Annotated in this window: 19 protein-coding genes; 11 read left to right on the plus strand and 8 right to left on the minus strand. The window is 75.8% G+C overall.

Going from position 1 to position 17396, the window contains the following annotated elements; translation table 11 throughout:
• Positions 1-138: 138 nt before the first annotated feature.
• Complete coding sequence (locus tag HDA31_RS00705; protein ID WP_178067886.1) at positions 139-1050, minus strand: iron-sulfur binding domain-containing protein; 912 nt, start codon at positions 1048-1050, stop codon at positions 139-141.
• A 96-nt stretch (positions 1051-1146) separates the two neighbouring features.
• On the opposite strand from HDA31_RS00705, the gene HDA31_RS00710 reads away from it, so the two are divergent.
• From HDA31_RS00710 to HDA31_RS00720, 3 genes are all read left to right on the plus strand, one after another.
• Positions 1147-1659, plus strand: coding sequence for a glycine cleavage system transcriptional repressor (locus HDA31_RS00710; RefSeq protein ID WP_178066627.1), 513 nt, complete (start codon positions 1147-1149; stop codon positions 1657-1659).
• Entirely contained in the window at positions 1656-2216 is a 561-nt protein-coding gene (locus tag HDA31_RS00715; RefSeq protein ID WP_178066626.1) for a peptide deformylase, read from the plus strand. The genes HDA31_RS00710 and HDA31_RS00715 overlap by 4 nt, the downstream gene beginning before the upstream one ends.
• Before the next feature lie 158 nt (positions 2217-2374).
• The gene (locus tag HDA31_RS00720; RefSeq protein WP_178066625.1) at positions 2375-3127 is read left to right on the plus strand and encodes a hypothetical protein; all 753 of its coding nucleotides are present in this window, start codon (positions 2375-2377) and stop codon (positions 3125-3127) included.
• 97 nt (positions 3128-3224) lie between these two features.
• Here HDA31_RS00720 and disA read toward each other — a convergent pair whose 3' ends face one another.
• The 4 genes from disA to HDA31_RS00740 form a co-directional block, all read right to left on the minus strand.
• Complete coding sequence (gene disA / locus HDA31_RS00725) at positions 3225-4409, minus strand: DNA integrity scanning diadenylate cyclase DisA (protein ID WP_074472796.1); 1185 nt, start codon at positions 4407-4409, stop codon at positions 3225-3227.
• Between the two features lie 142 nt (positions 4410-4551).
• Entirely contained in the window at positions 4552-5994 is a 1443-nt protein-coding gene (radA, locus tag HDA31_RS00730; RefSeq protein ID WP_043965049.1) for a DNA repair protein RadA, read from the minus strand.
• An 89-nt stretch (positions 5995-6083) separates the two neighbouring features.
• Positions 6084-6866 carry a copper chaperone PCu(A)C gene (locus HDA31_RS00735; protein ID WP_178066624.1) on the minus strand — a complete coding sequence of 261 codons (783 nt, stop codon included), beginning with the start codon at positions 6864-6866 and terminating at the stop codon, positions 6084-6086.
• A 134-nt stretch (positions 6867-7000) separates the two neighbouring features.
• Positions 7001-7843, minus strand: coding sequence for a UbiA family prenyltransferase (locus HDA31_RS00740; RefSeq protein ID WP_246384186.1), 843 nt, complete (start codon positions 7841-7843; stop codon positions 7001-7003).
• 46 nt (positions 7844-7889) lie between these two features.
• On the opposite strand from HDA31_RS00740, the gene HDA31_RS00745 reads away from it, so the two are divergent.
• The 3 genes from HDA31_RS00745 (at position 7890) to HDA31_RS00755 (ending at position 10670) form a co-directional block, all read left to right on the plus strand.
• Positions 7890-8672, plus strand: coding sequence for a class I SAM-dependent methyltransferase (locus HDA31_RS00745; protein WP_178066622.1), 783 nt, complete (start codon positions 7890-7892; stop codon positions 8670-8672).
• Positions 8673-8766: 94 nt separating this feature from the next.
• Complete coding sequence (locus HDA31_RS00750; protein ID WP_178066621.1) at positions 8767-9816, plus strand: type III polyketide synthase; 1050 nt, start codon at positions 8767-8769, stop codon at positions 9814-9816.
• Positions 9817-9926: 110 nt separating this feature from the next.
• Complete coding sequence (locus HDA31_RS00755; protein WP_178066620.1) at positions 9927-10670, plus strand: hypothetical protein; 744 nt, start codon at positions 9927-9929, stop codon at positions 10668-10670.
• A 19-nt stretch (positions 10671-10689) separates the two neighbouring features.
• Here the strand turns inward: HDA31_RS00755 and HDA31_RS00760 are convergent, their stop codons facing one another.
• The gene (locus HDA31_RS00760; protein WP_178066619.1) at positions 10690-11421 is read right to left on the minus strand and encodes a hypothetical protein; all 732 of its coding nucleotides are present in this window, start codon (positions 11419-11421) and stop codon (positions 10690-10692) included.
• Positions 11422-11749: 328 nt separating this feature from the next.
• On the opposite strand from HDA31_RS00760, the gene HDA31_RS00765 reads away from it, so the two are divergent.
• From HDA31_RS00765 to HDA31_RS00780, 4 genes are read left to right on the plus strand one after another with little or no spacing between them, the layout of a single operon-like run.
• A complete protein-coding gene (locus HDA31_RS00765; RefSeq protein WP_007073334.1) occupies positions 11750-12235 on the plus strand; it encodes a CarD family transcriptional regulator in 486 nt (161 codons plus the stop codon).
• 52 nt (positions 12236-12287) lie between these two features.
• Positions 12288-12983, plus strand: coding sequence for a 2-C-methyl-D-erythritol 4-phosphate cytidylyltransferase (ispD, locus tag HDA31_RS00770; RefSeq protein WP_074472298.1), 696 nt, complete (start codon positions 12288-12290; stop codon positions 12981-12983).
• 16 nt (positions 12984-12999) lie between these two features.
• The gene (gene ispF / locus HDA31_RS00775; protein WP_074472299.1) at positions 13000-13482 is read left to right on the plus strand and encodes a 2-C-methyl-D-erythritol 2,4-cyclodiphosphate synthase; all 483 of its coding nucleotides are present in this window, start codon (positions 13000-13002) and stop codon (positions 13480-13482) included.
• 9 nt (positions 13483-13491) lie between these two features.
• Positions 13492-14514, plus strand: coding sequence for a tetratricopeptide repeat protein (locus tag HDA31_RS00780; protein WP_178066618.1), 1023 nt, complete (start codon positions 13492-13494; stop codon positions 14512-14514).
• 177 nt (positions 14515-14691) lie between these two features.
• On the opposite strand, the gene HDA31_RS00785 is transcribed toward HDA31_RS00780, so the two are convergent.
• Positions 14692-15138 carry a winged helix-turn-helix transcriptional regulator gene (locus tag HDA31_RS00785; RefSeq protein ID WP_246384183.1) on the minus strand — a complete coding sequence of 149 codons (447 nt, stop codon included), beginning with the start codon at positions 15136-15138 and terminating at the stop codon, positions 14692-14694.
• A 112-nt stretch (positions 15139-15250) separates the two neighbouring features.
• Between HDA31_RS00785 and HDA31_RS00790 the strand changes: the two genes are divergently transcribed.
• Positions 15251-16153, plus strand: coding sequence for an NAD(P)H-binding protein (locus HDA31_RS00790; protein WP_219824962.1), 903 nt, complete (start codon positions 15251-15253; stop codon positions 16151-16153).
• Here HDA31_RS00790 and HDA31_RS00795 read toward each other — a convergent pair.
• Entirely contained in the window at positions 16150-17322 is a 1173-nt protein-coding gene (locus tag HDA31_RS00795; protein ID WP_178066617.1) for a homogentisate 1,2-dioxygenase, read from the minus strand. The two genes, HDA31_RS00790 and HDA31_RS00795, sit on opposite strands and share 4 nt — an antisense overlap.
• Between the last annotated feature and the right edge of the window lie 74 nt (positions 17323-17396).

Genomic DNA, 17396 nt, shown 5'->3' on the forward strand with positions numbered 1-17396 from the left:
TCGGGGGAGCGCGGAAGTCGGATGCCGGAGATCTGGGGGTATCGCCAGGCTCGGAAGCCGCGATGTCGGCGACCTGGCGGCCCGGTCCTAGCGAGGCGGGACCAGGGCCGGGTCAGGCTCGGGCCGGCCCGGGGCGGGTCAGGCGTCCAGGGCCGGGGCCGGGACCGGCGGGCCGTCACCCGCGAGGCGGAACGACTCCCCACCGGCGGGTTCCACCAGGCCGTCGGTGACCAGCCCGGCCAGGGCGCGGGAGCGCTGGACGTCGTCGGTCCACACCTGGTCCAGCCGTTGGCGCGGCACGGGGCCGGTGGCCTCCCGCAGCACCGCCAGCAGCAGCCCGCGCACCTGGCGGTCCGTGCCGGCGTACCGCTGGGGACGCCGCGTCGGCCCGGCGGGCGCCGCCTGACCGGAGGCCCGCCAGGCGCAGACCGACTCCACCGGGCAGACCGCGCACCGGGGCGACCGGGCGGTGCAGACGACCGCCCCCAGCTCCATGAACGCGGCGCTGGCCAGGGCGGCCCCGGCGGGCTCCACCGGCAGCAGTTCCTCGGTGGCCACCAGGTCGGCGGGGCGGGTGGCGGGGCCGGCGTCCGGCTCCCCGGCGATCGCCCGGCAGACCACCCGCCGCACGTTGGTGTCCACCACCGGGTGCCGCTGCCCGTACGCGAAGGCGGCCACCGCCCGCGCCGTGTACGTGCCGACCCCCGGCAGGGCGAGCAGGTGTTCCAGCCGGTCGGGCACCTCGCCGCCGTGCCGCTCGACGATCGCCGTCGCGCAGTCGTGCAGCCGCATCGCCCGGCGCGGGTAGCCCAGCCGCCCCCACATCCGGATCGCCTCGGCGGGCGTGTCGGCGGCGAGCGCGGCGGGGGTGGGCCAGCGGGCCAGCCACGCCTCGTACGCCGGCAGCACCCGCACCACGGGCGTCTGCTGGAGCATGACCTCGCTGACCAGGATCGCCCACGCGCCCACGCCGGGCACGCGCCACGGCAGGTCGCGGGCGTTGCGCTCGTACCACCGGCTGACGAGGGTGGCGAAGGTGTGCTCGGACATCGCGTCGTCGATCATGTCACGGGCCACCTTCCCGCAGGGTGGGCGGGCCGGGCGGGGCGTCGCGGAGGCCACCCCCCGATCGGGCAGAATGCCCGGATGAGCGAGCTCGCGATCACCGTCATCGGCCGGGACCGGCCCGGCATCGTGGCCGACGTCGCCGAGGTGCTCGCCCGGCTGGGCGCGAACCTCACCGACTCCACCATGACCCGGCTGCGGGGCCATTTCGCGATGACCCTGATCTGCGTGGGCCCGGCCGCCGCCGACGTCGAGGCCGCGCTGTCCCCGCTCGCCGCCGACGGCCAGCTCCTGGCCACCGTACGGGCGGTCACCCCCGACGGCGCGGCCGCGCCGGCCGGTGAGCCGTACGTGCTGGCGGTGCACGGCGCGGACCGGATGGGCATCGTCGCGGCGATGACCCGGGTGCTGACCGACGCGGGCGGCAACGTCACCGACCTGAGCACCCGGCTGACCGGCTCCCTCTACGTGGTGGTCGCCGAGGTCGACCTGCCGCCGGGCACCTTCGACGAGGTGGCCGGCCGGTTGGCGCGTACGGCGGCGGAGTTGGGCGTGGGGGTCAGCCTCCGCCCGGCGGACACGGACCTGCTGTGACGACGGAGTACGCGGGCCTCGCCGGCTGGACCCCGGCGGCGCTGCCGGTGCCGGGCGAGGTGCGCCCGGTGGTCTCCGCCCCCGACCCGGTGCTCAGCCGGCCGGGGCCGGAGGTGGACCCGACGTCGGACGAGATCGTCCGCCTCGCCGCCGACCTGATCGCCACGATGCGGGTCTCGCCGGGCTGCGTGGGCCTCGCCGCCCCGCAGGTGGGCGTGGGCGTGCAGGTGTTCGCGGTGGACGTCACCGGCCACCCGAAGGCGGTCACCGTGCACGGCACGTTCGTCCTGTGCAACGCCCGGGTGGTGGAGGCGACCCGGTGGAAGAGCGGCCGGGAGGGCTGCATGTCGGTGCCCGACCTCACCGGCGACGTCAAGCGGGCCAGCCGCCTGGTCGTCGAGGGGCTGCTGCCGGGCAGCGGCGCGCCGGTGCGGCTGGTCACCGACGGCTTCGAGGCGCGCGCGTTGCAGCACGAGATCGACCACTGCCACGGCCTGCTCTTCCTCGACCGGGTGGCCGGAGCGCACGCGATCTACCAGCGCAAGGTCTACCAGTGACCGGTCCCGGCACCGCCGGACGCCGGGCCGCAGCCGGCGGGGTCGCCGCCCCGAGCGGGGGGTCGCTGTCGTGAGTGGAGGGTCGTCACGGTGAGCCGAGGGTGCTCCGGCGCGTCGCGCCCGACGACGGTGCGTCGCGCCGCTACGGTGGGGGCATCATGCGTCTGACGGTCGGCCCCCTGCCACCCGCCGTGTACTGGCGGCGTCGCGCCGTCGTACTTGGAGCGGGCCTTCTCTTCCTGATCGTGCTGCTCTATTCCTGCAACGGCGCGGGCAACACGGGCACCACGCCGCAGTCGAAGTCGACCCCGACTCCGACGGCGTCCCCGGGCGCCGGCGACCCGTCGGCGGTGCCCGAGCCGAGCGGTTCGGTGCTGACGCCGCAGACCGGTCTCCCGCCCGGCGGGTCGGACGACCCGGGCAGCGACCCGGGCTCGTCGGGGGGCGAGCAGGGCGGGTCGAGCGGCCCCTCCGGCGGCGACGGCGCTCCGGCCGGGCCCGGTGGGGCGGACGCCGGGACGTGCACCGACGCGGAGATCTCGGTGACGCCCGTGGTGCTGCCGACGTCGGCCCCGCAGGGCACGGTGGTCAGCCTCCAGCTCAAGATCAAGAACAGGTCGGACCGCACCTGTAGCCGGGACGTGGGCGCGGACTTCCAGGAGCTGTTCGTCAAGTCGGGCGCGGAGAAGGTCTGGTCCTCCGACACCTGCGGCAACGTCAAGGGCTCGGACGTGCAGTCGTTCACGCCCGGCTTCGAGCGGTCGTACCAGGTGGACTGGAACGGGCGGGACACCAGCCGCTGCAAGGACGGCCTCGCCAACGGCCCGTTGCCGCCGGCCGGGGCCTACCAGGTGTTCGGGCGGCTCGACACCAAGCTCAGCTCGCCGGTGAAGCTCACCATCACCGACTGACGTCCGGCCCGCCCGCCGCCGGTCCGGCTCCGACCCCGGCGGCCAGGCCCCACTGCCGCCGGGTTGACGCGAGCGTCGGACGTGGCGTTCCGGAACGTCAGACGTAGCGTTCCAGGATGGAGGCCTCGGCGAGCCGGGACAGCCCCTCCCGGACGCCGCGGGCGCGGGCGTCGCCGACGCCCTCGACGGCCTGGAGGTCCTCCACGGTGGCCCCGAGTAGCCGCTGCAGGCTGCCGAAGTGCAGCACCAGCCGGTCGACGATGGCCACCGGCAGCCGGGGGACCTTCGCCAGCAGCCGGAAGCCGCGTGGGCTGACCGCCGCGTCGAGCGCGTCGGAGGCGGCCGGGTAGCCGATGGCCTTGGCCACCGCGACCAGGTCGATCAGCTCGGTGGCGCCCAGCAGGTCCAGCTCGACCAGGGCCTCGTCGAGGGTGCGGGACTTGCGGCCGGCGGGCAGGTAGTCGCGGATGACCAGGGTGCGGTCGGCGTCCACGCCGGCCATCAGCTCGTCGAGCTGGAGGGCCAGGAGGCGGCCGTCGGTGCCCAGCTCCACCACGTAGCCGGCGATCTCGTCGGCGATCCGGCGGACCATCTCCAGCCGCTGCACCACCGCCACCGCGTCCCGGACCGTCACCAGGTCCTCGATCTCCAGGGCGGAGAGGGTGCCGGAGACCTCGTCGAGACGCAGCTTGTAGCGCTCCAGGGTGGCCAGGGCCTGGTTGGCCCGGGACAGGATGGCCGCCGAGTCGTCCAGCACGTGCCGCTGGCCGTTGACGTAGAGGCTGATGATCCGCATCGACTGGCTGACGGAGATGACCGGGTAGCCGGTCTGCCGGGCCACCCGCTCGGCGGTGCGGTGCCGGGTGCCGGACTCCTCGGTCGGGATCGACGGGTCCGGCATCAGGTGCACGGCCGCCCGGACGATGCGGGTGCCGTCGCTGGACAGCACCACCGCGCCGTCCATCTTGCACAGCTCCCGCACCCGGGTCGCCGAGAACTCCACGTCGAGGGGGAAGCCGCCGGTGCACAGCCCCTCGACGACCTTGTCGTAGCCCAGGACGATCAGCGCGCCCGTGCGACCGCGCAGGATCCGCTCCAGGCCGTCACGCAGCGCGGTGCCGGGGGCCATGAGGGCGAGATTGGCCCGCAGCGGATCACCGCTCGCGCCGCCGACACTCCCGGTCACGCTGACGCTGATCGGACGGGCGGGCGAGCCCACGGCACCGGTGCGGGCGTGGGGTGTCGCGCCGGCGGTTTTGCTGGCATCGCGGTCGATCGGCACGCGCACAGTCTACGGACTGGCGTGCGGTGGGTGCTGTCGTGGTTACTGTGATGTGTCACGATGCCCCCCGCCGACCGCGTCGGGAGGCCCGCCGCGCTTGTCCGGAATCGCACCGGCGGTCCGACCCGACGGCCACCGTCGGTCACTCCGCCGATGCGCGGGCGGCACACTGGAGCGCCGAGCGCACGTCGGTGACCTCCATCACGCGCATGTTCTCGGGGCCCGCCCCGGCGCTCTCCGGGCCGCACCCCGGGGGCACGAGGGCGACCCGGAAGCCGAGCCGGGCCGCCTCGGCGAGCCGGCGGGGCACCGCGCCGACCCGGCGCACCTCGCCGGTGAGGCCGACCTCGCCGATCGCCACCAGGTGCGGGTTGATGGCCAGGTTGAGGCCGCCGGAGGCGACCGCGAGGGCCACCGCCAGGTCGGCCGCCGGCTCCACCACCCGGATGCCGCCGACGGTGGCCGCGAAGACCTCCCGGTCGTGCAGGGTCAGCCGCTCGGCGCGGCGCTGGAGCACCGCCAGCACCATCGCCAGCCGGGCCCCGTCCAGCCCCGAGACGGTGCGTCGGGGCGAACCCGCCACGGTCGCCCCGATCAACGCCTGCACCTCGGTGACCAGGGCCCGCCGCCCCTCCATCGCCACCGTGACACAGGTGCCCGGCACCGGCTCCGAGTAGCGGGTGAGGAACAGCCCGGACGGGTCGGCGAGGCTGCTGATGCCGCCCTCGTGCATCTCGAAGCAGCCGACCTCGTCGGCGGCGCCGAACCGGTTCTTCACGCCGCGCACCATCCGCAGCGAGGAATGCTTGTCGCCCTCGAAGTGCAGCACCACGTCGACCAGGTGCTCCAGCACGCGGGGCCCGGCCACCTGGCCGTCCTTGGTGACGTGGCCGACCAGGACGGTGGCGACCCCCCGCTCCTTGGCCACGGCGACCAGGGCGGCGGTGACCGCCCGCACCTGGGTCACCCCGCCGGGCACCCCCTCGGTGCCGGCGGTGGAGATGGTCTGCACCGAGTCGAGCACCAGCAGCCCCGGCTTCACCGCGTCGAGGTGGCCGAGGACCGCGCCGAGGTCGCTCTCGGCGGCCAGCCAGAGCTGGTCGTGCAGGGCGTTCATCCGCTCGGCGCGCAGCCGCACCTGGCTGACCGACTCCTCGCCGCTGACCACCAGCGACGGGCTGCCGGCGGTGGCCGCCCACTGCTGTGCGACGTCGAGCAGCAACGTGGACTTGCCCACCCCCGGCTCGCCGGCGAGCAGCACCACCGCGCCGGGCACCAGGCCGCCGCCGAGCACCCGGTCGAGCTCGCTCACGCCGGTGGGACGGGCCTTGGCCGGCGCGGCGCTGATGGTGGCGATCGGCCGGGCCGGCTCGGCCGGCATCCGCGAGCTGACCACCCGCCCGGAGACGGTCGGGCCGGTCACCGTGCACTCGACCACCGAGCCCCACTCGCCGCACTCGGGGCAGCGCCCCACCCACTTGGGCGGCTGGTGGCCGCAGGCGTCGCACTCGTAGGCGGGGCGGGGCTCGCGGGCGGCCCGGCCGCGCGGGGTCGCCCGGGAGGGTGTCGATCGGGGCGTCGTCACACCGGAACGTTAGTCCCCCCGTACGACGAAGCACCGCCGGCATGGCGGGTGCCACGCCGGCGGTGCCGGGTCGTCTTCCTCGGGGCGGGTCAGTCGTGACCGGAGCCCTCGGTGCCGCCCTCCGCGCCGTGCGCGCCCTCGCGCTGCACGATCTGGGACGGCTGCGGGAGCGGGGTCAGCGGGACGCCGACCGGGGCCGGGGTGCTGATGGTGCGGCCGTTGCCGAAGTCGAAGGTCAGGTTGACCTGCTGGCCGGCGAGCAGCGCCTGGTTGAGGCCGACGAGCTGGAGCGACCGGCCGCCCTGCACGTTGAGCTGGACGTAGCCGAGGGCGGGGATCTCGAACCGGGCCGTCTCGCCGGCCGGGGCCGACGGGCTCGGCGCGGCGGACGGGCCCTCCGACGCACCCTCGGACGGGCCGGCCGACCCGGACGGCGACCCGGAACCCGACGGCGACGCGCCCTCGGACGGCGACGCGGACCCGGACGGCGACGCGCCCTCCGACGGCGACTCGCTGGCCGACGCGGACGGGCTCGCCGAGGCGGACGCGCCGCCGCTGATCACGATGTCCCGCGCGCCGTCCGTGGTGACGGTCACCGTCACCGGGCTCTGCGTGTCGTTGTAGAGCACCGCGTTGACGGCGGCGTTCGCGCCGGCCTGGTAGCCGCCCGGACCCGGGTATTCCACGTAGAGCCCGCGCACCTTGTAGGCGTTGTCCGCACTCTGGGTGTTGACGCCCTGGACCGACGGCTCCTTGATGGCGGTCTCGGCCACCTGGCCGGCGCCGCAGCCGGTCGCCAGCAGGCCGGTCGCCGCCGCCACGCCGGACAGCAGCAGGGCCGCCCGCCGGGAACCCCTGATCGAGCGCGTCACGTCGGTCCTCCTCGTCACGATCCCCACCCGGCCGTCGCCGGGCACGGTGGCCATACCCGCGCAGACCGGCTTCAGGGTAGTTGGGGCTGATCGAGACCCGCACGCCGACCCGGCACCACCACCTTCCCGGGCACTCAGAGCATCCGGCCGCCGGTGACCAGCAGCACCACGTCGATCAGGGCCACCAGCAGCACGGCCCGGAACGCGGCCACCCCCCGGTCGCCGGAACGGCGGGCGTTGCGGCCGGCGTACCAGGTCAGGGGCGGGACCAGCGCGGCGGTCGCCACCGCCGACAGCCCGAACCACGACGGCGGCCCGGGCGGCCCGACGACCAGGGTGACGGTCGCGGCGAGCAGCAGCGCGGCGGCGGCCACCCGGCTGCCGGCCGCGCCGAGGCGGTGCGGCAGCCCCCGCACCCCGGTCCGGGCGTCGTCGGCCAGGTCGGGCAGCACGTTGGCGAAGTGCGCGCCGGCCCCCAGCAGGGCGGCGGCGGCCACCAGCCAGGCCGGCGGGGCGGGGGCGCCGGGCAGCGCGAGCACCACGAAGGCGGGCAGCGCGCCGAACGACACCGCGTAGGGCAGCACGGAGAACGGCGTCGACTTCAACGGCCGGTTGTAGGCCAGCGCGGAGACCAGGGCCACGGTCGCCCAGACCGCCGCCGTCCGGTTGGTCGCCGCCGTCGCGAGCAGCACCGTGGCCAGGGTCGCGGCCCGCGTCGCCAGCCCCACCGCGCGCCGGCTCACCGCGCCGGCGGCGACCGGCTTGTCGGTACGCCCCACCGCCGCGTCCCGGTCGGCGTCCAGGTGGTCGTTGGACCAGCCGACGGCGAGTTGGCTGGCGAGCACCGTGAGCGCCACCGCGGCGACCCCGGACGGGCGGTGCCCCACCCCCACGGCGAGCAGCCCCGCCACCACCGTCACCGCCGCGGCCGGCTCCGGGTGACTTGCCCTGAGCAGCCCTAACACCGTCGTCGCCATATGGGAAGTCTGGTCGTTACCGTCCGGTCGTGCCACGCTCGGTGCCATGCCTGACGGATCGTCCCCGGTGTCCGACCGGCCGCGCGTGCTGCCGCCGAACGATCCCCGGCAGTACGACGACCTGGCCGACGAGTGGTGGCGTCCGGACGGGGCGTTCGCCATGCTGCACTGGCTCGCCCGCGCCCGGGCGGCCCTGGTGCCGCCGGCCGCCCGGCCCGACGCCCTCCTGGTCGACCTGGGCTGCGGTGCCGGCCTGCTCGCCCCGCACCTGGCGGGCAAGGGCTACCGGCACGTCGGCGTCGACCTCACCCGCTCCGCCCTGGCCCAGGCCGCCGCGCACGGGGTGACCCCGGTCAACGGCGACGCCACCGCCGTGCCGCTGGCCGACGGCTGCGCCGACGTGGTGGCCGCCGGTGAGCTGCTGGAACACGTGCCGCACTGGCGGGCCGCCGTGGCGGAGGCCTGCCGGCTGCTGCGGCCGGGCGGCCTGCTGGTGCTGGACACGCTCAACGACACCGCGCTGAGCCGGCTGGTCGCCGTGGAGATCGGCGAGCGGCTGCCGACGGTGCCCCGGGGCATCCACGATCCACGGTTGTTCGTGGACGACCGGGCGCTGGTCGCCGAGTGCGCCCGGCACGGCGTCGACCTGCGGGTCCGGGGCGTCCGGCCGGAGCTGGGCGGCACCCTGCGCTGGCTGGCCCGTCGGCTGCGGGCCGCCCGTCGGCCCCCGGTGCGCAGCGACCCGTCGCCGGCCGGGCGGGAACCTCGGATCAGGCCGACCTGGTCGACGGCGGTGCTCTACCAGGGGCGCGGCGTCCGTTGCGGATAGCCGGGCCCGCGCCGGGGTACTGCTCAGACCGGACCGCGACAGCTCCGCCTCTCGTTGGTGACGACGTGGGGTACGCGAACGAGAGGTGGGGAACGTGGCCGTACCGGTGATCGCGGGTCTGGGCACGGCGCAGCCGCCGGGGGCCACGCAGGACGAGCTGTGGTCGGGCTTCTTCGCGGGCCACTTCCCCGACGCCACCCGGGCGCTCGCGCAGCGGATCTTCGCCAACTCGGGCGTGACGCGGCGGCAGGCGGCGGTCAACCCGCTGCTGGAGGACGTCTCGGACTGGCCGACGGAGCGCCGGATGCGCCGCTACCAGGTCGAGGCGCTGCCGCTGGGCAAGGAGGCGGTCGGCCGGGCGCTCACCGCCGCCGGCCTGGACGCCGGGGACGTCGGCCTGTTCATCGTCTGCTCGTGCACCGGGTACGCCACGCCCGGCCTGGACATCCTGCTCGCCCGGGACCTGGGCATGGCCCCGCACACCCAGCGGATGGTCGTCGGCCACATGGGCTGCTACGCGGCCCTGCCAGGGCTCGGCGCGGCCGGCGACTTCGTCACCGCCCGGCAGCGGCCGGCGCTGCTGCTCTGCGCGGAGCTGACCAGCCTGCACATCCAGCCCGCCACGGCCCGGCTGGACACCCAGCAGATCGTCTCCCACGCCCTCTTCTCGGACGCCGCCGTCGCCGCCGTGGTCGTCCCCGGCGGCCGGGGGTACGCGCTGCGCGAGGTCGCCGCGGTCACCGACACGTCCACGGCGGACCACATGACCTGGGACGTCACCGACACCGGCTTCCGGATGGGACTGTCCCCGAAGGTCCCGCAGGTGCTCTCCCGCCACGTCCGGGGCCTGGTCGACGACCTGTTGGCCCGGCACGGCGCGACGCTGCCGGAGGTGGGCGGCTGGGCGGTGCACCCGGGCGGCCCGCGCATCCTGGACGTGGTGGAACGCGAGCTGGCGTTGCCGCCGCAGGCGCTGGACGCGGCCCGCGCCACCCTGGACGCCCACGGCAACTGCTCCTCGGCGACGGTCATGCTGATCCTGGACCGGCTGCTGCGGGCGCAGCGCCCGGCCGAACGCATCCTGCTGCTCGCCTTCGGCCCCGGCCTGACCCTCTACGCCGCCCTCCTGGACCACACCCCCTAACCCCGCCCCCGGTGATCAGGAGAAAAGCAGCACTGTCGATCTCCACGATGACGCAGAGCTCTCGATCACCGAAGCCGTCGGGGCCGGTCGGGGCGGGTTACCCTCTCGGGGTGGAGGGCGTGGGAGCGGGGCGGCTGCGGGGTGGGGTGCTGGCCGGGTTGGCCGTGCTCCTCGTGGTCGCCGGTGGCGCGTGGTGGCGGGCTGCCGCCCCCGGCATCGACCCGACGGGTGGGCCGGCTCGCCCGTCCGCCGTGGACGGCGCGGACGGCACGGACGGCGTGGGCTCCGGGGACTCCGCGGACTCCGGGGACGGCGGCGGGGCCCGCCCCGGGCAGGACGTGGGTCCGGCCCGGGCGGCCTCTCCGGGGCGGCCGACCGGCCGGGAAACGTACCGGGTCACCCCCGGCGCCGCTCCCCATGTCATCGTCGACTCGGCGACCGGCCAGGTGGTCTTCAGCTCGCCGCGCCGGACCGTCGTCCTCGACGGACCCACCGGGCGGGTGCTGACCGACGACACCGGCGGGTCCGTCCCCTTCGACCGGGGCGGCGACCCGGCTGGGTTCGGCACCCTGTGGCAGGCCCGGCTGACCCTGCGCCCCGGCCTGCCGCCGCAGCAGCGCGTCGTCCCCGCCGCCTCATCCCGGCCGCACCTGCTCCAGGCCCGGTGCACCGGCCCGGGAGAGCTGCTGCTGGTGGCCTTCCCCTTCGGTCGACGCGAAACCCACCGGGTGGCGTGCGACGGCTCGTCCGCCACCGTGCTGCTGGACGGCGGGAAGAAGCTCCGGTTCGTCCTCGCCGCGTCCGGCGACGCCCCGGTCGTGGTCGACGCCCGGCTGGCGGCCCTGGCCTTCTGAGCCGCCACGCTCCCGGCTCTCAGCTGCCGAGGCGGGCCAGGTCGGCGCGGTAGTCGTCGGCGGAGCGCAGCTCCGGCACCACCCGGACCAGCACGCCGGCGCGGTCGACCAGCAGCGCGGTGGCCGCCCCGGGCCGCGGCGGCAGCCGCAGGAAGGCACGCAGGCCGCCGGCCGGGTCGGCGAGCGCCCGTACCCCCGCGGGGGGCGACGCCGGGGTGGCGCGGACCGTGCGGCCCCCTTCGACGGTGACCACTGTCACGCCGGGCGGCGCGAGCGCGGTGGCCTCGGTCACCCGCTCGGAGCAGGGGCAGGCGTCCACCAGGATGATCACGGCGGGCGTGAGTCCGCGCAGCGAGACGGCCGCGTTCCCGGCGTCGACCAGGTCCAGCGCCGGCAGCGCCCGGCCGCTCAGGTCGGTCGCCGTCGGGTAGGGCACGACGGTGGGGCGGTCGCCGCTGCGGGGCGTCCGGGGCCAGGTGACGGCGAACAGGCCGGCGAGGGTGACCAGCAGCGTCACCAGCAGGACCAGCAGGGGCAGGCGCAGCGGCGGCCGGCCGTCGGGGCGGGGGAGCAGGCCCAGGCGGCGACGCCAGCGGGTGTGGCCGGCCCGGCGGCGCAGCTCGCGGCGGACCCGCGCGGCCTCGTCGGCGAGCGCGGACGGGTCGTCCGGCACGACGATGCGGCCCCACTCCGGTGGCAGGCCGGGAAGGCCGTCGGCGGAGCCCTGGCCCTCTGCGTCGGGCATGCCCATGGGACCCCCTGCAACCGTCTCGGCGCGCGGACAGCGTTGTGCCTCCAGGGTCGCGCACCGCCGGGTCCTCCCGCTACACCTGGGCGCGGCTGGCGCGACCGGGATACCATGGGAACAGCGCATCGCCCGAGAAATCCACGCTCCGATCACCCACGTCGGGGTGTCATCCGTCAATCACGGAGCGTGTTCAGACCATCGGTTTGGCCTCCTGTCAAGCTGAAGAAATACCTCTCACAGGGCCCCTGAGCTGCGCCAACGGTCAGGACAGCGGTGGGACATCGGTGCCTGAGCGTGTTACCCTAGACACAGCGAAAGGGGTTTCGAACCTATGGTTTTCAGTGTCGGCGAGACCGTTGTTTACCCCCACCACGGGGCCGCACTCATCGAGGCAATCGAGACTCGGGTCATCAAGGGCGAGCCCAAGCAGTACCTCGTCCTGAGGGTCGCGCAGGGTGACCTGACGGTCCGGGTGCCCGCTGAGAACGCCGAGATCGTGGGCGTGCGCGAGGTGGTCGGCGAAGAGGGCCTGGGCAAGGTCTTCGACGTCCTCCGGGCTCCGCACACCGAGGAGCCGACCAACTGGTCGCGGCGTTACAAGGCGAATCTGGAGAAGCTGGCCTCCGGCAACCCGCTGAAGGTGGCCGAGGTCGTGCGCGACCTGTGGCGCCGGGAGCGGGAGCGGGGCCTGTCGGCGGGCGAGAAGCGCATGCTCGCCAAGGCGCGGGACATTCTCGTCGGCGAGGTCGCGCTGGCCGAGAAGAGCACCAAGGACGAGGCGGAGACGCTGCTCGACAAGGTGCTGACCGAGGCCTGATCCGCACCTGATCATCGACCACCCCGCAGCAGCAGAATCCGAGGACCGCGACGTGACCGCGCAGCTCAATCCGCGCGGTGACGTCGCGGTCCTCGTGCCTGCGGCCGGTGCCGGCGTACGCCTGGGCCCGGGCGCGCCCAAGGCCCTGCGTCCCCTTGCCGGTGAGCCGCTGCTCGTGCACGCCGTGCGCCGGATCGCCGCCGCCGCGTCCGTGCACACGATCGTGGTGGCCGCCCCGGCGGCCGAGGTCGACGCCGTCCGCGACCTGCTCGCCCCGGTCGCCCCGGTGACGGTCGTCCCCGGCGGGGCGGAACGCCAGGCCTCCGTGGCCGCCGCGCTGGCCGCCGTCCCCGCCGGCCCGGAGATCATCCTGGTGCACGACGCGGCCCGCGCGCTCACCCCTCCCGAGCTGGTCGAGTCCGTCGCCGCGGCGGTCCGCTCCGGGCACGACGCGGTGATCCCCGTCCTCCCGGTCGTCGACACGATCAAGGAGGTCGGCCCGGGCGAGGTGGTCCTCGGCACGGTCGACCGGTCCGCCCTGCGCGCCGTGCAGACCCCGCAGGGTTTCCGCCGCGCCGTGCTGACCGCCGCCCACGAGGCGGCCGGCGACCCGCTCACCGACGACGCGGGCCTCGTCGAGAAGCAGGGCGTGCCGGTGGTCTGCGTCCCCGGCTCCGAGCACGCCCTCAAGGTCACCCGCCCGTTCGACCTCGCGCTGGCCGAGCACCTGCTGGCCGGCGGCGCGTGACGCGTACCCTCGGTTCATGATCGTTCCTCGGGTGGCCATCGGCACCGACGTGCACGCCTTCGAGGCGGGCCGACCCTGCTGGCTGGCCGGCCTGCTCTGGCCCGACCAGGACGGCCTGGCCGGGCACTCCGACGCCGACGTGGTCGCGCACGCCGCCTGCAACGCGCTGCTCTCCGCCGCCGGCCTCGGCGACCTCGGCGCCAACTTCGGCGTGGCCGAGCCCGAATGGGCGGGCGCGCCGGGGGTGGCGCTGCTCACCGAGACGGCCCGCCGGGTCCGGGCGGCCGGCTTCGAGATCGGCAACGTCTCCGTGCAGGTCGTCGGCAACCGGCCGAAGATCGGGCCGCGTCGCGCCGAGGCCGAGGCGGTGCTCTCCGAGGCGGTCGGCGCGCCGGTGACCGTCTCCGCCGCCACCACCGACGGGCTCGGCTTCACCGGGCGCGGCGAGGGGCTCGCCGGTGTCGCGGTGGCCCTGGTCCACCCGGTCCCGCCCGCGTAGGGTCGCCCGATGTCGAGCGACGCCACCGCCGAGGGGTACCTCCAGCGCGCCCAACTCCTGGCCGACCTCGGCCGCTACGACGAGGCCGCCGGGGAGGTCGGCCTCGCCCTCGCCCTGGAACCGGCGAACGCCGACGCGCTGACCACCCTCGCCCGGGTGCACCTGGCCGCCGGCCGGCCCGCCGAGGCACGCGCCGCCGCCGAGGCGGCCCTGGCCGTCGCCCCGGACACCGTCGCCGCGCTCGTCGCCCGTGGGCTGGCCCTGGTCGAGCAGGGCGAGTACGCCGAGGCGGCCGGCACCGCCGGCCGGCTGCTCGCCGCCGCCGACGACGCGTACGCCCAGCGCAGCGCCGCCGCGATCCTGTCCGGCTCGCGCAACGGGCAGCCGGCCCTCAACGCCGCCTGGCGGGGCGTCGAGCTGGCCCCGGAGGAGTCCCAGGCGCACCTGGTGCTCGCCCTCGTCGCCGCCCGGCTGCGGCTGTACGACCTGGCCGAGCGGGCGTACCGGGAGGCGCTGCGGCTCGACCCGGAACTGGACCGGGCCGGCGACGAGCCCGGGATCGTCCGGCTGGAACGGCGGCGGTACGCCTCGGCGCTCGCCGAGCTGGCGGAGAACGTGCCGGCCGTCCAGGCGGCCCCGGCCGTGCCCGACTCGCCCCGGGGCGTCGTCGACGACCTGCGCCGGCTCGTGCTGTACGGCGCGGGCTGGACGCTCGTGGGAGCGGTGCTGGTGGCGGTCGCGGCGGCCGGGGTGTCGTCGTCCGGCCCGTCGCGGTTCCTCGCGGTGCTGGTGGCGGTGAGCGGGGCGGTGCTGGGCTGGCTGCTCGCCGCGCGGGTGCCGGGGCTGACGCGTACGGTGCTGCCGGGTCTGCTGCGCTCGGACCGCTCGCTGGCCCTGGCGGTGTACGCGGTGGCCGCCGGGCCTCTGCTGTTGCTGCTCTATGCGGTGGTGGGGACGCCGTGGCCGCTCGTGGCGGCGATCGCGGTGGCGGCCGTGGCGGAGCTGGCGGTGTTCTCCCGGACGGTGCGCTGAGCGCTGTCCTGGCGCGTTGGTGTCGCGTTCGTTGCGGTGCGTCGTGGTGGGGGTTCGCCGGGGCCCGCCCGCTCCGGGCGGTCAGGCTTGATCCCTGCGCGGCGGGCCCCGGCGAACCCCTGACGTGGTCGCCGTCCGGCCGGACGGCGGCGGTGCGGGGCGGGGCGGCCCACCGAGTTACGCGGGCGGCCCGCCCGCCTCGGGCTCCTGCCGGGAGTTGTCGTATGCCTGCCGGGAGCTGCGGACGTGGTCGTGGTGGCGCATCGACCAGTGCAGCAGGCCGGTGAGCGGGCCGGTGAGGCTGTGCCCCTCGTCGGTGAGGGCGTAGTCCACCCGGGGCGGCACGCACGGGTGCACGGTGCGGGTGACCAGTCCGTCGCGTTCCAGGTTGCGCAGGGTGCGGGTCAGCATCCGCCGGCTGATGCCCTCGGTGGCGCGCTGGAGGTCGCTGAACCGGCGCGGGCCGCCGCGCAGCAGCACCACGACGATCACCGTCCAGCGGTCGCCGATGCGGTCGAGGGTGTCGCGGAGCGGGCAGTGCTGGCGCATCGCCTCCGTCACCCGGACGTCGGGCGGGAGGGCCAGCTCCTGGGCCAGCCGGGCACCCGGCGGGGGCGTCGTCATCGGTTACTCCGGTGTGCCTGAGGCAGGCGGATGTGCCGTCTTCCGCGATCGATCCTCGCTGTCCAGGATGGGGGCGGCAACTGCCTTTCCCATGGCGGGGGAGGCCACGTTCGTGAGCAGAGCGGAGCGGGATCAGGTGATCGTTGGGGTGACGGGGGCGTCCGGTGGGCTTGGCGGCCGTACGGTGCGGATGCTGGCCGGGGCGGGGCACCGGGTCGTGGCGCTGACCCGCGATCCGGGCGCGGCCCTGGCCGGGGCGGGCCGGGCGGCACCGGAGCGCGTCGAGGCGCGGCGGGTCGACTTCGACGAGCCGGCCGGGCTCCCGGCGGCCCTCGCCGGGATCGACCGGCTGCTGATCGTGAGCACGGACGCCTGGGAGCCCGCGCGGCGGATCGCCCAGCACCGGGCGGCGGTCGACGCGGCGGTGGCCGCCGGGGTGGGGCACGTCGTCTACACCTCCCTGGTGGCCTGCGACGGGCCGCCGGAGCTGCTCAACTCCGCCCACCGGGCCACCGAGGAACACCTGCGCGGCTGCGGGCTCCCGTGGACGATCCTGCGCAACGCCATCTACGCCTCGGGGGTCGCGGAGCTGCTGGCCCCCGCCGTGTCCACCGGCCGGCACGTGACGAACGCCGGGGACGGCGCGGTGGCGTACGTGGCCCGGGACGACTGTGCGGCCGTGGCCGCCGCCGTGCTGGCCGCCGGTCCGGGGCCGGCCCGTGATCTCGCGGGCCGGACGCTCGACGTGACCGGCCCCGAGGCCCTCACCGCCGACCATTTGGCCGGCCTGCTCGGGGCGCGCCTCGGCCGGCCCGTCGAGGTCGTCCACGTCGACGACGACGCCTACCGGGACCGGCTGGTCGGGGCGGGGACCCCCGCGCCGGTGGCGGCGGCGCTCGTCGCCCTCGGGCGGGCCGTCCGGTCGGGGCGGTACGGGCGGGTCTCGACGACGGTGCCGGAGCTGACCGGCGGGCCCGCCCGCCGGGTCGACGCCTCCGTGGCCGTGGCGTCCTAACCGGCGGCGGGTCGGGCCCAGGTCCAGGCGTACGCCGGGTCCTCGCACTCGGTCGCCGCGTCGCACAGGTCGAGCGGGCGGAACGTGTCGACCATGACGGCCAGCTCGTCGAAGAAGTCGACGCCGATCGAGCGTTCGGCCGCGCCGGGCTGGGGGCCGTGGGTGAAGCCGGACGGGTGCAGCGAGATGGAGCCCTGCCCGATGCCGGAGCCGCGCCGGGCCTCGTAGTTGCCGCCGGTGTAGAACAGCATCTCGTCGGAGTCGACGTTGTGGTGGTGGTAGGGCACCGGGATGGCGTCGGGGTGGTAGTCGACCTTGCGGGGCACGAACGAGCAGATCACGAAGTTGGGGCCCTGGAACGTCTGGTGCACGGGCGGCGGCTGGTGGATGCGGCCGGTGATCGGCTCGAAGTCGTGGATGGAGAACGCCCACGGGTAGAGGTGGCCGTCCCAGCCGACGACGTCGAAGGGGTGGTGCGCGTAGACGTGTCGTGTCCAGCCGCGCCGGTGCCGCACCAGGACCTCGACGTCGGAGTCGTCGACCAGCAGCGGGGTGTCCGGCCCCCGGACGTCGCGCTCGCAGTAGGGCGAGTGCTCCAGGAACTGGCCGCGCACCGAGAGGTAGCGCTTGGGCGGGCCGACGTGCCCGGCGGCCTCGACGGCCAGCAGCCGGGCCGGCCCGTCGCCGGTGGGGACGAGGCGGTGGATGGTCGACGTCGGGATGATCACGTAGTCGCCGGCCACCGCGTCGAGCGCGCCGAACGGCGACTCGACCCGCAGCGACCCGGACTCCAGGTAGAGGCAGTGGTCGCCGGTGGCGTCGCGGAACAGCGGGGACGGCCGGTCGGCCGACACGTAGGCGATGCGCACGTCGTCGTTGGCGAGCAGGTAGCGCCGGCCGAGGATCGGGTCGGCCCCGGTGTGGTCGAGCTGGTGGGTGCGTAGGTGGCGGGGCTTGAGCGGCAGGTTGGGCACGCGGGTGACGGCCGGCGGGTCGTACGCCTCGGCGGCGACGATCGCGGTGGGGGCGTGCCGGTGGTAGAGCAGGGAGGAGTCGGCGGAGAAGCCCTCCTGGCCCATCAGCTCCTCGGTGTGGAGGGTGCCGTCGGGCTGGCGGAACTGGGTGTGCCGCTTGCGGGGCACCTCGCCGACGCTGCGGTAGTACGGCATGTCGCCTCCCGTTTCGTCCCGTTCACCCGAGCATAGGACCCTTCACCGGCCATCGCCCCGTTCACCGGCCACTG

The organism is Micromonospora carbonacea (assembly GCF_014205165.1).
GTDB lineage: Bacteria > Actinomycetota > Actinomycetes > Mycobacteriales > Micromonosporaceae > Micromonospora > Micromonospora carbonacea.